17 protein-coding genes are annotated in these 13259 nt (G+C 68.4%); 13 read left to right on the forward strand and 4 right to left on the reverse strand.

Annotated features, from left to right (window positions below; all coding sequences use genetic code 11):
* Nucleotides 1–7: 7 nt before the first annotated feature.
* The 6 genes from ACFSZT_RS28220 to ACFSZT_RS28245 all read left to right on the forward strand — a co-directional run bounded on the left by ACFSZT_RS28220 (nt 8) and on the right by ACFSZT_RS28245 (nt 6062).
* Entirely contained in the window at nt 8–1333 is a 1326-nt protein-coding gene (locus ACFSZT_RS28220; protein WP_377385326.1) for a hypothetical protein, read from the forward strand.
* 107 nt (nt 1334–1440) lie between these two features.
* Nucleotides 1441–3699 carry a helix-turn-helix domain-containing protein gene (locus ACFSZT_RS28225; protein WP_377385323.1) on the forward strand — a complete coding sequence of 753 codons (2259 nt, stop codon included), beginning with the start codon at nt 1441–1443 and terminating at the stop codon, nt 3697–3699.
* 12 nt (nt 3700–3711) lie between these two features.
* Complete coding sequence (locus ACFSZT_RS28230; RefSeq protein ID WP_377385320.1) at nt 3712–3900, forward strand: hypothetical protein; 189 nt, start codon at nt 3712–3714, stop codon at nt 3898–3900.
* Between the two features lie 88 nt (nt 3901–3988).
* On the forward strand, nt 3989–4750 hold the full coding sequence (locus ACFSZT_RS28235; RefSeq protein ID WP_377385317.1) for a metal-dependent hydrolase: 762 nt from the start codon (nt 3989–3991) through the stop codon (nt 4748–4750).
* A gap of 74 nt (nt 4751–4824) precedes the next feature.
* A complete protein-coding gene (locus tag ACFSZT_RS28240; protein WP_377385315.1) occupies nt 4825–5664 on the forward strand; it encodes a hypothetical protein in 840 nt (279 codons plus the stop codon).
* A 104-nt stretch (nt 5665–5768) separates the two neighbouring features.
* Entirely contained in the window at nt 5769–6062 is a 294-nt protein-coding gene (locus ACFSZT_RS28245) for a hypothetical protein (RefSeq protein WP_377385312.1), read from the forward strand.
* A 57-nt stretch (nt 6063–6119) separates the two neighbouring features.
* Here the strand turns inward: ACFSZT_RS28245 and ACFSZT_RS28250 are convergent, their stop codons facing one another.
* On the reverse strand, nt 6120–6527 hold the full coding sequence (locus ACFSZT_RS28250; protein ID WP_377385310.1) for a hypothetical protein: 408 nt from the start codon (nt 6525–6527) through the stop codon (nt 6120–6122).
* Between the two features lie 15 nt (nt 6528–6542).
* On the reverse strand, nt 6543–7025 hold the full coding sequence (locus tag ACFSZT_RS28255; RefSeq protein WP_377385307.1) for a hypothetical protein: 483 nt from the start codon (nt 7023–7025) through the stop codon (nt 6543–6545).
* Between the two features lie 189 nt (nt 7026–7214).
* Here ACFSZT_RS28255 and ACFSZT_RS28260 point away from each other — a divergent pair, with 189 nt between their 5' ends.
* Together ACFSZT_RS28260 and ACFSZT_RS28265 are read left to right on the forward strand one after the other, a co-directional pair.
* Nucleotides 7215–7481 (forward strand): type II toxin-antitoxin system prevent-host-death family antitoxin, encoded by a 267-nt coding sequence (locus ACFSZT_RS28260; protein ID WP_377385304.1) that lies wholly within the window; start codon nt 7215–7217, stop codon nt 7479–7481.
* Nucleotides 7482–7778: a type II toxin-antitoxin system RelE family toxin gene (locus tag ACFSZT_RS28265; protein WP_377385301.1), complete on the forward strand. Its 297-nt coding sequence runs from the start codon at nt 7482–7484 to the stop codon at nt 7776–7778. It abuts the gene before it with no gap.
* Nucleotides 7779–7905: 127 nt separating this feature from the next.
* Here the strand turns inward: ACFSZT_RS28265 and ACFSZT_RS28270 are convergent, their stop codons facing one another.
* On the reverse strand, nt 7906–8949 hold the full coding sequence (locus tag ACFSZT_RS28270; protein WP_377385299.1) for a tyrosine-type recombinase/integrase: 1044 nt from the start codon (nt 8947–8949) through the stop codon (nt 7906–7908).
* Nucleotides 8946–9800 (reverse strand): hypothetical protein, encoded by an 855-nt coding sequence (locus tag ACFSZT_RS28275; protein ID WP_377385298.1) that lies wholly within the window; start codon nt 9798–9800, stop codon nt 8946–8948. The genes ACFSZT_RS28270 and ACFSZT_RS28275 overlap by 4 nt, the downstream gene beginning before the upstream one ends.
* 372 nt (nt 9801–10172) lie before the next feature.
* Here ACFSZT_RS28275 and ACFSZT_RS28280 point away from each other — a divergent pair, with 372 nt between their 5' ends.
* The 5 genes from ACFSZT_RS28280 to ACFSZT_RS28300 all read left to right on the forward strand — a co-directional run bounded on the left by ACFSZT_RS28280 (nt 10173) and on the right by ACFSZT_RS28300 (nt 12929).
* Nucleotides 10173–10667: an excisionase family DNA-binding protein gene (locus ACFSZT_RS28280; RefSeq protein ID WP_377385296.1), complete on the forward strand. Its 495-nt coding sequence runs from the start codon at nt 10173–10175 to the stop codon at nt 10665–10667.
* A gap of 23 nt (nt 10668–10690) precedes the next feature.
* Nucleotides 10691–11242: a PIN domain-containing protein gene (locus tag ACFSZT_RS28285; protein ID WP_377385294.1), complete on the forward strand. Its 552-nt coding sequence runs from the start codon at nt 10691–10693 to the stop codon at nt 11240–11242.
* A 94-nt stretch (nt 11243–11336) separates the two neighbouring features.
* The gene (locus ACFSZT_RS28290) at nt 11337–12056 is read left to right on the forward strand and encodes a hypothetical protein (RefSeq protein ID WP_377385292.1); all 720 of its coding nucleotides are present in this window, start codon (nt 11337–11339) and stop codon (nt 12054–12056) included.
* A 36-nt stretch (nt 12057–12092) separates the two neighbouring features.
* Entirely contained in the window at nt 12093–12677 is a 585-nt protein-coding gene (locus ACFSZT_RS28295; protein ID WP_377478466.1) for a hypothetical protein, read from the forward strand.
* Between the two features lie 45 nt (nt 12678–12722).
* Complete coding sequence (locus tag ACFSZT_RS28300) at nt 12723–12929, forward strand: hypothetical protein (protein ID WP_377385289.1); 207 nt, start codon at nt 12723–12725, stop codon at nt 12927–12929.
* Nucleotides 12930–13259 lie beyond the last annotated feature (330 nt).

Raw genomic sequence — 13259 nt, forward strand, 5'->3', positions numbered from 1 at the left:
GCCAGCTATGGACCCGGCATCGGCACTGTTTTTCGCCCTGCTGCTCACGGTGGTGGGGGCCAAGACGATCGGCGCGGCCGTCACCGACACCGTGGCCGTCGCGAAAGGTAAGGAACCGCCGTCGAAGCAGCGGTTCGAGGAGCGGCAGCGACGCCGCGAGGCCAAGGGCCAGCAGCGGCAGGCCGACTCCGGCCCGTGGCGTCGCCGCTGGCGCAACGCGATGGCCGAGCAGCGCGAGAAGGTCGACGCCCGCCACGAGGGCGCGATGCGTTGGCTGCGCGACAACCGTGACCAGCTGGTCGCCAAGGAGTACCGCAAGCGGGAGCGGCGAGCCCGCCGCTGGGAGCAGGTCGGCGCTGCTGCAGGCGGTTTCGCCGCCGCCAGGGGGCTGCGAGGCCGGTTGACGGCCGCGGTGCAGGCCGCCCGCGCCGACCACGCCGCCCGCCCTGATCCGTACGCCGGTTTGGACCAGCTGGACTCGGTCGACGAGCTATGCCAGGCGTACGACACCGCGCAGGACGACCTGCGGCGCGAGGCGGTGCGGGAGGAGCTGCACCGGCGCGGCTACGGCGTGCTGGCGGCCACGATCGGTGCACCACCCACGCTGCGCGACCGGATCACCAAGGCGGCGCTGGCCGCCCAGCAAGCCGGTCAGGACACCACGTTGGCCGGCCTGGACGCCTTCACCGGGCGGCGCGGCCTGATCGAACAACACGAGTTGGCCGCCCAGCAGCAAGCCAAAGCCGACGCCGAACAGGCGACGGTGCTGCCGTTCCGACCCAGGGAGGAGGACACCACCGCCGCCGGCGACGGTGAGCAGACGCCGACGGACACCGAGAACCACCCCACCAACTGCGACGACACCACCGACACCGGCACCGCTATCCAGGAGGTACAGACCATGAGCGCACCCGCGCACTCCGGCGAGATCACCTCGCTCACCGACGCGATCACCTTCGCCGTGGAATCCCGCGGCTATTGTCAGCAGATCGGCGGCACCTTCGAGGCCGCGCAGGCGCAGGCCCAGGCCACCGCCAGCGAGATCACCGAGCAGGGCAGCCGGATCGAGCTTGCGCAGTCCACCTTCGCCGGACAAGGCATGGATGTTTCCGCCGCGCAGATGGGCAAGGTCCACGAGGCGCTGTCGATGCTGGCCGCGAAGGCGCAGGAAGCCGCTGAGGTCAACGCGCAGTTCCAGGAGGCGCTGGCGATGGCGTCCAGCGCCCTCGACGAGGCCAAGACCGCGCTGGAGGCGCAGCAGGGTCTGGCCGAGCAGGCCCAGGCCCACAACGGCAACCTGGCCAAGGACACCGCCTTCTACGCCAACGCCTAACCCCGGTCTGAGCCGCACTCGACGCCGCACACCACACGCACGCGCGGTGTGCGGCGTCCATGGGCAGCTCAGCCCCCCGACCCACACACCAAGGAGAGGAGCCCGGCGTGTCCACTCGCACCCCCGACGTCGGCGACGAGCTCGCCGAGGTCGCCTCCCACGCCACTGACCCACGCGCGGCCCGCGCCGCCCAGGTCAACGCCCGCACCCAGAAGCTTTACGACACCGCCCTCCAGCGGGAAATGCGGAAAGCTCCCGGCGAGCGGCGTTCCGAGCGTGTGCTGTGGCGCGAGGCCCGCAAGCAGGCCGAGCGGGAAGTGCGCGGCGAAGCGGTGCGCGGCTGGATGGCCGAGCACACCAAGGCCGCGGTCACCACCGTCACCGCCGACATACGGTCGGCCGTGCACCGCAATCGCCGCCAGCTCGCCCCGTTGGTGATCGCGGCGCCGTTCGCGCTGCTCGGGTTCCTCGCCAACCTCGTGTGCAGCCAGGGCACCGGCCAGCCGCTCGGTGTCTCCGCCCTTGTCACTGCGCTGGCGGCCGTGGGCGCGTGGTTCGCGTGGTCCAAGGGCGCCGGCGCCCGGTTCCCCGCGCTCCGCGCCCGCGTCCCGGCCGCGTTCCGCGCGAAGGTGCAGGCCGGGCTCGGTGTCGGCGTCGTGTTCGTCGCGATCATGCCGTTCACGCCGTGGAGCGAGTGGCTGTCCGGGCCGTGGCTGCTGCTGGTATTCGCCACGTTCTGGCTGTCGCTGTCGTGGTGGCGGCACGTCGACCACCCGATCCCCGGTGCCGACGACACCAGCACCCCAGAGCCGGTGATCCCGGAAACCGGCGACGACGCCCTCGCCGCGCAGCCCAAGCGCATCCAGGGCATCCTGGCCGCCTGGGCCGAGAAGGTCGCCGCCGGCAAGAAGCCTCCGGTGCGCGGCTCGACGCTGCGCTACCTCGAGTCCACCGACTCGGTGGACTCCTACGCGATCGAGCTGGATGAGGAGGGCGACGTCACCGCCTCCCAGGTCGGCCAGCACCTCGAGAAGATCGCCATGCGGATCGGTGTGCTGCCGGACGCGTTGTCGTTCGAGCCGTCCACCAGCGACCCGTGTGTGGTCTACATGCGGCATCTGGTTGGTGTTCCGGACTTCACCTACACCGGCCCCGTGGTGCTGTGCGACGGCGAGCCCGTCTCCTCCCGCTGGGAGATCACCCCGGGCTCCTGCGTGGACATCGTGTACGGCTACTATCTCGACGGTCGTGGCCACGTCGCCTACCGGGTCGTCGACGAGGGCGGGGTGCTCTGCCACTACATCCTCGGCTCCAGCGGGTCCGGCAAGACGGTCCAGCTGGAGGTGATCGGGATCGCGCTGCGGTTCCTCGGCGCGTACCTCATCTACGCCGACGGGCAGAACGGCGCGTCGTCGCAGACGCTGGCCGAGTGCGCCGACGAGTTCTACACCTCCGCCCCGGAGGACATCGACCGGCTCGCACGTCGGCTCATCGGTGTCTGCGCCGTCCGCAACCGTGAGCTGCGGGAGAACAAGGCGCTGCGCAACCGCTACTCCTACGACCCGCACCGGCCTCCGATCATCGTGATGTTCGAGGAGGGGCACCGGTTCTGGGAGGACCACGGCCACCTGTTCGGCAAGTACGGCTCGGAGATCCGCAAGCTCGGTGTCGGCTACGTGGGCGCCTCACAGGACTTCGACCTGGCCAAAACGTTCGGTGGATCGTCGCGGCTGCGGGATGCGTTTCAGGCCGGCGGGTCGCTGGCGTGCATGCGGCTCACCGAGCGGACCCGCACCGGCATGCTTCCGGCGTCGTGCCCGGACCTGACCACGGTGCCGAAACACGGCTACGGGTTCGCTCCGTATTCGGAGCGTCCGGCCGCGCTGTGGCGCACCCCTCGCTTGGCCTACACCGCGAAGCGGCCCCCGAAGCCGGAGGACGGTGAGCGCTGGCCGGAGGACTGGATGCGTCAGTACGATCCCGCGGAGCTGGACCCGCTCGCCCAGGCTGGTCTGGACATGGGTCAGTCGGCCGCCGACGACCTGCACGCGGACACCAGCCAGACCAGCACGGTGGCGACGGTCGTGCACTTCCCGGGCGCCTCGTCCTCGACCACCGAAACCGAGGCCGAGGACCTGACCGCGGGCCAGGCCGAGGCTGAGGCTGAGGTCACCGGCAGGCGTGGCGACATCACCGAGGCACAGCGACGGGTGCTGGCCGCGCTCACCACCCTCGCCGGTGCGCGAACCGCCCAGGCCGTCGCCGACGAGCTCGGTATCTCCCGGCAAGGCGCCGAGAAACACCTCAAAGCCCTCGTGGACAAGGGCAAGGTTGTCCGCGAGCACGGCCTGTGGAAGGTCACATGAGAGGAGCACTACGTGGCAGGACCAGACACGTCCGCCGTCGAGCGGCGCTGCTGGAAGATCTACGAGCAGGCTGACGCGGCCTGGCGTCGCTCACCGGACGAAAGCGCCGCCGAGTACGAGGCCATGGCACTGATGGTCCAGGCGGCCAACGCCGGCCTGCTGGCGCGGCTGGTGCAGGTCGAGGAACGCCGCCGCCGCTAGCCCAAAACCCGACCCGGCAAGGCCCGGGGACACGCACATCACGCGTGTCCCCGGGCCTTTCTCATGTCCAAGGAGGGGGAACCACCCAATGATGGGCCGCACGCACGCCGCCACCGGCGTCCTCGCCGGACTCCTCACCGCACCACTTCTCGGTGTCGACGACCCCGCCCAGATCGCCGTGTTCGCCGCCACCACCGCCGGCTACGCGCTCCTGCCCGACCTCGACCACCCCGGAGCCCGCGCCTCCCGGCTGCTCGGGCCCGCCAGCAAAGCCGCCTCCCACATCCTGCGCGCCGCCTCCGCCGCGCTCTACACGCGCACCAAGGGGCCACGAGACGAGGACTGCACCGGAACACACAGGCACCTGTCCCACACCGTGCTGTTCGCCCTGGTCCTCGGTGGACTCGCCGCGTGGGGCTCCGCCGCATCGCCGTGGATCGCCCTGGTGGTCGTGGCGCTCGGCCTGCTGCTGGCCGAGAACGCCCTTGGCGATTGGGTGCTCCCGGTCGCGACCGGGGCGGCGCTGTGGTGGTCACTGACCACCTCGGACCCGCTGGCGGCGCTCGACACGCTCGGCCTCCAGCTCGGCATCGCCGTCACGGTGGGCTGCATCACCCATTGCCTCGGCGACGCGCTCACCGAATCCGGCTGCCCGTTGCTGTTCCCGCTGCCGATCGCCGGCGAGACCTGGTACGAGCTGCGCCCGCCGCGGTTCCTGCGGTTCCGCACCGGCAAGGCCGTGGAGAACGTGCTCGTGTTCCCGGCCGTGATCGTGGCCTGCGCGCTGGCCGCACCCGGCGCCGCCCCGATGCTGGTCGACCTCGTGGCCTACCTCGGCACCGTCGCGTAAGGCCGGCACCTGAGCGACCCAGCACACCCACCAGCCGGGCCACGACCCCGTGGCCCACAGCAGAGAGGAGCAGCATGGCACGCGAGAACACCGACGGGACGATCACCATCGGCACCTGCGACGGCACACCGATCCGGTATCCCCTGTGGGGCAACGGAACGACCTACAACGGACTCATCGTCGGCGGCCCTGGCAGCGGCACCACCACACTCGCGGCCAGCATCGTCACAGCGGCCCGCGCCGCGGTGCCGACCGTGACAATGCATCTGGCACCCGAGTACGAGCGCTCCGGACTCGCCGCGAGCGCGACATGGGCTTACCCCACAGGCCCGTTCGCGCACCAGAACGTGTTCCGGCTGAACAACACGGTGAAGGACCGCCGGGAACGGCTGGGCGGAGCCGCGTGGGAGCCGTCACCGGACATGCCCTTGGTGCTGGTCGTCATCGACGCGGTGTCCGACGTGTTCGGCCCCTTGGGAGTGCAGGACCGCACGCACGCGGCCGACAAGATCGGGGACTGGGAGTGGGTTACCCGATTCGGCACGGCGGTGGGCGTCGCGTTCCTGGCGGTCTCCCGCTACGGCGGCCTGCTCAGCGAGTTCGGCGGCTCATACGCACTGCGGTCCGAGCTGGCGAACAACGTCATCGCACTGCGCCTCCTCGGCCAGATGGCCCCACTCGGCGTCGACGTCTACGAAGCCCACGACCTCGGCCTCCGTGACGGCATCCTGATCGACGCCCACGCGAAGCGGCACGAATTCACCGTGCCGGCCCTGGACGTGCCGACACTCGTAGCCCAGCACGCCGACGCCGCGCCCGATCCGGGAACCAGGGATGCAATCGTCCCGCCGAAGGAGCGCCCAGTCCCCAGGGGCCACGTGGCACGCCCGAGTAAAAACACCCCCGCGTGGTAATGCGAAAGCCCCCGGCACCCATCACGGGTGCCGGGGGCTTTTTTCGTCCCTGAGCCCAATCCAATCCGGCCGATGTGTAGGGGGCACTCGCTACGCTCGGGAACATGAGCGACAACGATCCGTACGTGACGGTGTCCTCGGGCGCATTGGCCAGCATCGCGGCGCTATTGCGAGGCCTCGCGCCCGTTCTCGATGCGATCCGGTCGGACATATGGGGTGAACACGCCCACAACAACGCCGACCAGATCCGGGCCATGCTCGCGGAACTCCCTGAAGTCTCCATGGCCTATCAGGATCCCGACGACTGGGCCACCTCGTTCGCCAAGTACATCGAAGAAGGCCGTGTCGATTGGGGTGCGCTGACCCAGCTCCTGTCCAACTCGGGCAAGCCGGCCTGACCGCCACCCACCTGTGCGGTGCCGGCCAGGCCTTCCCGTTCGCCAGGTCGGTGGCCGTCACCCGAGGTTGCTGGTGTTCGTCGTCGGCGTGGGCTTGTCCGGAGGACGGGTGTGGGGTTGGCGTGGTTTGCCTGTCACGCAGCTGTCCACGAAGTAGGACAAGTGCAGGTCGCGCCATTCCTGCGAGCTAGCTCCATGCCCGAACTCATCGGGCGGGGTATTGCCGCTACCCATGAACACCTCATAGTTCTGGGAGCAGGTGTCCTTGGTTGGCTTCTGCTCTTTGGTGAGCAACACGTAGTGCGCGTCTGCACCTCGGTCGGCGGCGGCTCGCAGCGCTTCCAGCTTCTGGTCCCACGTCATGTTTGCGCAGCCAGCCAATACCCATGCTGCACACCCGAGTGCCGCGCCGGCGGACAGACGCTTCAGTCTGCGACTCATCATGAAAACGCACAGTAGCGCCACGTACCGACAGAGTAACTAGGACGACTCCTCATTCAGGGTCAGCTCGGCTCTGCCGGCGCCGAGTCCGGTGACGACCAGGCGTGCGCTTGGTCCGTAGACCGTGGCACTGCGGCCGTCTGGGGCTACCTGGAGCCGCCACCCCTGCTTCGCATCGGCCAAGGATGGTTGTCGTTCGCGGAGCTGATCGACGAACACGGCGGCGACGACGCGGACGGTCTTGGGGCGCATGTTGACCGGGGCTTGTTGCCCGATAACCCACTCCCAATGCGGGGCCGGCTCCAGCACGAGACGCACCTCGTTGGTGCGCTCGTCGCGGACCGCGTCGCGGATAGTGAACACCCCAGCGATGCGATCGCCGTCCACGGCCATCAGTTCGTCGCCACTGCGCTCCAGCGCGGAGTGGGATATCGGCCACGTGGTCTCCGAACAGACTCGCAGAGCGGCATCCGGACCGTCGGGCGTCTCGCGCAGGAGCTTCGTCACGTTGACCGCCAGCAAGGTGCCTTCCCTTCGGGCTACAGCTACCTCGTGATGATCACCCAACCGTGACACTGCGGCTCTGACACCATCAGGGGGCCGGGCGCGCTGTTCCCCAGGGCGTCCCGGCCATGTCTAACTCCCACGGCGGCCTACCAATGTGATGCAGACGTGATGCACTTCGATGGCCTTGTGGTGTACGTTTTGTACATGACTTCCGTCGAGATGCCCGTGAGCGAGGCTCGTGCCGACTTCGGCGGGGTCACCGGGCGCGCGGAGTACGGCCACGAAATCGTCTACCTGACGAAGCACGGCCGCCGCGCGGCCGCCGTGGTCCCTGCCGAAGCTGCCGAGCTCCTCGAACGTATCGAGGAGCTGGTGGACGAGCACGAGGCGAGCGAGGTGCTGGCCCGACTTAAGACCGGCACCGAGGAGCGCGTGCCGTTCCGGCGCCGCACCCGCCGCCGTGAGGACTGAGTGCCCTACGAGATCGAGACCAGCCGCAGCGCAGACAAGTTCCTCGACAAGCTGGCGAAAGGCCAGCCGCGTGATGCGGAAGCTATTGAAGATGCCATCGAACGTCTGGCCGAGGACCCTCGGCCGCACGGGTGTATAACGCTCTCCGGTGCAGACGTCCGAGACGTGTGGCGTATCCGCGTCGGGAACTACCGCATCTGTTACCAGATTGACGACGGAGCCCTGTACATCCTCGTGGTCACGGTGAGCACCCGTGACGACGTATACGACGTCGTGAGGCGAGTCCTCGGCCGCTGATCCAGCAGTCCGCGCCCCGCTTCCGTGCCCGGGCGCCGGTCACCTACCACTTGATCTTTCTCCTGGCCGCTCTGGATGAACTATAGGGGTCCTGTACCGGCACTGATTCTGCGCGCGCTCGGCGTGCTTAGGTGAGGTAAGCGGCCAGGGTGTAGGCCGGGGAGCGGTCCAGCGAGCCGCGGGAGTGGTCGTAGCGGCGGGTGGTGCGCGGGTCGCGGTGGCCGGCGAAGTCCTGCACGTCCCGGATCGAGGCGCCGGCATCGAGCGCCAGGGTGATGGCGGTGTGCCGAAGGCTGTGCGGGGACAGCTGGTCCCACACCTCGATGCCGGCGTTCTTGGCCAGGCGTCGCACCAGCTCCCACAGATGCGACTGCCGCAGCCGCCCTCCGGTGGCGGTGGCCAGCAGTGGCCCGGGCAGCGTCCGCCAGCTGTCCCGACCAGCTGCCTGGGCGCGGGCGGTGAGGTAGGCCTCCAGCGCGTCCCAAGTGGCCGGCGCCAGCGGGATCTTGGTCTTGCGGTTGCCCTTGCGCACGATCGTGAGCACCCGGTGCCCACGGTCCTGGCCGAGGTCAGCGACGCCGGCGGCGACGAGCTCGTCGATGCGCACCGCATTGTGCAACAGGATCCGGATCGCGGCCGCGGTGCGCAGCCGCTGCGGCCCCGTGTCGGCATCCGCGGCCGCGAGCAAGGCGCGGGCCTGCTCACGGTCCAAGCCGACCGTGGCGGTGTGGTCCCGATCCACCGCCGGCCGCGCCACCCCAGCGGTGGGCATGGACTGCACCAGGTCGTGCGCGGCGGCGTAGCGATAGAAGCTCGACAGCGCCGACAGCCGCCGGCAGATCGTCGACGCCGCCGCACCCTCGCTCTCCTGCTGCCGCACCCACAAATCCACATGCACCCGCGCCGCAACCAGCACATCCAGCTCCCGCTCGGTCAACCAGTCCAGCCACGCCAGCAAATCCCCGGCATAGGCACGCCGCGTCCGCGCCGACCGCAGCGACGACAACCACGCCGCCAGAAGCACCTGCTCACGCGGCGGCACCGTGGCCAGCTCCGGCCGCTCGGCGCGTGCCCGCTCGAGCAGCTCGCTGGCCACTGCAGGCAGGCCCGCCCCAGCAAGTTCGTCTGAACCAGGACGGCCGGGGAACACCAACTCGGCGGATCCGATCACGGCTTCCTCCGCAACACCCCGGTCGTCAGCCACTGCACCGCAAGCACCGCCAGGTGTACCGCGGCCTCAGCTTCCTCTTGCCGCTGATCTCTGGACGCCGCGCCTCCACCGTGCCGAGAACGCTGGCCCTGCCACAACTGGTCAAGCAGATCGACGAACGGCTCAATGCTTGCCAGCGCGACCGCAGCATCTACCAAGGCCACAACCCACTTGTCCTTCTGACTGCGCAGGTCGCGCACGACCGTGCCCAACGAGGCGCGTGTGTTCTTCGGGGAGATCACCGGCACGAACGCCTCCTCAACCGCACGCACAGCCTCTCTGTACGCCGCCGTCGGATCCGGGTTCGGGCAATACGCGTGATGCCAAGCCTTCCGCAACAGAGCACCCGCGGTCGGCTCGGCGGCCGCCACCGTCGCGCGGAACGTGCCTTCCACCGTGGGGTCGACGCGGTAGGTCAGTCCCTGGCCATCGTCGGCAACCCGATACGCCGATCGTCCTTGCCGCAGCTTGCGTTCCAGCTCAGACAACTCTTGGCCCGTGATGGTGCCGCCATGTTCCTCGTTGAGCTGCAGCATGGCATCGATCGCGACAAGCAGATCGGCTTTCGGTCGCGCGTGGATGACGGCCGCGGGCCACCGGTGCGGGGAGCCGGGCCAGCCCAGCGACAGCATGACGGCTTCAGCCAACACCTGGTTGGTTCCGACGTATGGATCTTCAAACGCCTCAGCAATCCAGTCACGTAACGGGTGCTCGAGATGGTCGGGCACGCCATCGAGGAGCACCTCGTCGAGAGGCTTGCCGGCGAGGCGGTCGTCGAGGCGCTGAAAGGGGCGGGGACCAGACGATGTCATGCCGCAGACCGTAGCGGCGGTCTCCGACAGTTTGGCCGGGTGATACAGCGGATTATCACCCGGCCACCACGCGTCGCTGGCGATGCCGCTGTGGACAGGAGCAGAACGCCATCTCCACCACGATCTGGGCAGCGCTCGACATTCCTCCGGTCACGGTGACCAAGCCACGCACGTCGACGTGAGCAGCATGTGCCGGAGACCGAACGAGGGCTGGTGCGGGGTGTGACCTGGTCACCTGCGGTGATGCGCGGGGGTTGCGGTGCATGACACCTCGCTATTTTCGAAGTTTTCGATTACCCTTCCGGGTAGGTAGCCACTGGACGCTACTGGAAACTCGCCCAGCGACGGCAGAAGAGAGGAGAGCTGGTCACCATGACTGCCGCTGTCGAGCAGGAGTCGCACACTCTGCTGCCGCCGACCCCTGACACCTCCCGGCAGTACAAGGAGCTGAGCAAGCTCCTCGCCGCGGCGCCGCAGAAGCCGTCCAAGCGTGCGCGTCTCGTCAGCCCCGAGGGTGAGGAGATCGAGCTCCCGGACGAGTTGTTCGGCGTCCTTCGGGAGGTCGTGCAGGCTTTGAGTTCGGGCCAGGGGATCAGCATCGCTCCGCACACGGCGCAGCTGTCGACGCAGGAGGCGGCCGACTTCCTGGGGATTTCCCGGCCGACGCTGGTCAAGCTCCTCGAGCAGGGCGAGATCCCGTTCGAGCAGTCCGGCAGGCGCCGGCACCGCAAGGTGCGCTTGGCCGACGTCGAGAGCTACCGTCGCCGTGCCCGTCGAAGCCGTCGTGCGGCGCTGCGGACGATGACGCAGGAAGCCGACGAGGCCGGCCTGTACGAAACCGACACCGGTTTCGTATCCACTCGGTGACCAGCGGCTGACACACTGCTGCGGTGTTCTTTCCGGCTCTGCTGGACGCCAACGTCCTCGTTCCCATCCGCCTGACCGATCTCACGCTGCGGTTGGCCGAGGCGGAGACCTACCGGCCACTGTGGTCCGAGCAGGTGCTGGACGAAGCCGAACGCAACCTGCCCAAGGTCGGTCTCACGGCCGACCAGGCACGCCGGCGCATGGGATTTCTGCGCAGCGAGTTCCCGGACGCCATGGTCACCGACTTCGAGCCGCTGATCGACGCGATGACCAACGACCCCAAGGACCGGCACGTCTTGGCCGCAGCCGTGCGCGCCAACGCCGAGATCATCGTGACCGCCAATGTGAAGGATTTCCCCGCGAAAGCTTGCGATCCCTACGACATCACCGTGGTGAGCCCCGACGAGTTCCTCCTCGACCAGCTCGATCTCTACGAAGCCGAAACACTGCAATGTCTTCGCGAGCTGGTCGAGGACCGCACGCGTCCACCCACGTCCATGCCGGAGTTTCTCGAGCAGTTCCGCAAGACAGTGCCGAACTTCGTCGACGAAGTCACTCCACTACTGACTCGCTGACCAGCACCGGATAGAGCTGGTCAGCGAGTCGACCCAGGCCGGACTGCGCAGCCGCGCCGGCACGTAATCGCATACGGAGGGCAGCGGCTAGTGGATGGCGATCGTGGCGATCGTGGCGGCGGTGATCTCCCTTGGCATGATGGCCGTTGCGGTGTGGCAGGCGAGGTCGGCGAAGCGGAGCGCCGACGTCGCCGAGGCTGACCTGGCGGAGAGTCGCAAGCAGACCACGGCGGCGGAGCAGGCGGCGGCCGCGGCCAGGCAACAGGTTGCCGAAGCACGTCGCCAGAACGAGATCGCCGAGGAGCAACTTCGCCTTGCCCAAGAAGAGCTCGATGCTGGCCAGCAGCGCTGCCAGAAAGAGGAATCCGCCCGGCACGTCGAGGCGGTGTACAAGGCCCTGCTCGCCGCCGCCGAGCTACGGGACGAGCTCCGCGACGATGCGACGGCCGTCCTTGAGCACCAGGACCGTCCCCAGAGTCCGTTCGGGGTCGAACCGCAGCTAATCCTGTTCGGTCGTGCCGAGTCGGCGTGGGACGCGGCAGTGAACACGATCCGCGTGGACAAGCCGTCATCACCCGAGGTCACGGCCGCGATCGGCACCTACGACGAGTACGCCAGGAACGCCATCCAGGCTATCGAGGGCGCGCGGGACAAGGCCGAGGAACACCGGCTTTCCATGTCCGCGGCGCAAGAGCTTGTCGCCCTGGTAAACCGCCGGGACGACGAATACGAGGCGCTGAAAGGTGTCTGCGACGAGTTCTTCGCTGCCAACGGCTTCAACCCCGACCGCCTCACCGTCAGTGACGAGTCTTGACTCGCCCGCAGCCGCGAGTGGTGCCAGGATCGCCAGATGTCCGGGTTTACGCGAGATTCGCGGTACTACGGTGACCGCCTGGTGTACGAGGCCCTCCTGTCGAAGTGGAGCCGATATCACGCGCGGTGCCGGTGCGGGAACAACTGGATCACCCAGCACGCCGAGCCAGCCGGGTTCACCGTGGTACGCCGGGGAAGCGGGTTCGTCGCGCTGACCGGCCCGGGCCTGACCGAGGACGTCGACGAGTCCCGGCTGACCGCGAATGCGCTGTGGGAGGCCGTGACCGGTGAGAAGGGCACGCAGGCCTGGTTCGAACCGGTCAGGACGATCGACCGCAGTGAGAAGGCCGAAGCTGCACGCAAAACCGCCGCCCCTCGCCCGAACAGACAGCCGCAGGCGCGCACCACGACAACGAAGAACGAACCGATCACCGACAAACAGCTCCGATACCTCACCACGTTGATCACCAAGGCGAGCAAGGACCGTTTCAACGCCGAGTTCGCCGCCGCCATCAAAGGCACCACCGTCAAACCACGCGGCCCGCAGGAGCGCACGATGCAGGCGGTGAAGCGGCTGACCAAACCCGCCGCCCGCAAACTCATCACTGGCCTGCTGACCTGAAATCCACATGACACGCCAGGCACCACAGCGAGGGAGGTGTTGGAGGTGATCAGCGCGATCAACGCGACCATGGTGCTCCCGTTCCCAGACCCGCACAGCTTCGAGCTCGGCCTCGAACATTCAGAAGTTGCGACCGAGTACGCCGGTAGCGTCCTTACGTTCCGTGGGTTGGATGGCGCGGAGCAGCGTTTCAACTTGTCCACGGGCGAACCGATCGCACTCAGCCAGCCGGAAGGCCGCGACGAAACATAACGCTCCTGTCTCTCGACGTGGCCCGCGCCCGTACTGGGCAAGGGTCACGTTCTCTGATGGCAGCCGTCGTTTCCGCTCGGCCCGCCTGAACGATCGGCTGGCACCCGTCCGGGTCCATCGAGGCCAGGCGTTACCGCGGCTGGGCGCTGTGCTGGGCGTGCCGGGCAAGGCTTGCGTGAGGCTGGCCTCGTCGAGGTGGTGTAGGAAGGATCGGCCGTCGCAGGTGGGGCAGAGGGCGACACAGCCGATGTCGTGGCCGTGGGGTGCGCTGAAGGCGGCGGTGACGGCGTGCAGCCTGGTGGTGGAGCTGCATCCGGCGCAGGTCGCGGC

Origin of the sequence: Prauserella oleivorans (genome assembly GCF_042685745.1) — a bacterium.
Lineage (GTDB): Bacteria > Actinomycetota > Actinomycetes > Mycobacteriales > Pseudonocardiaceae > Prauserella_A > Prauserella_A oleivorans.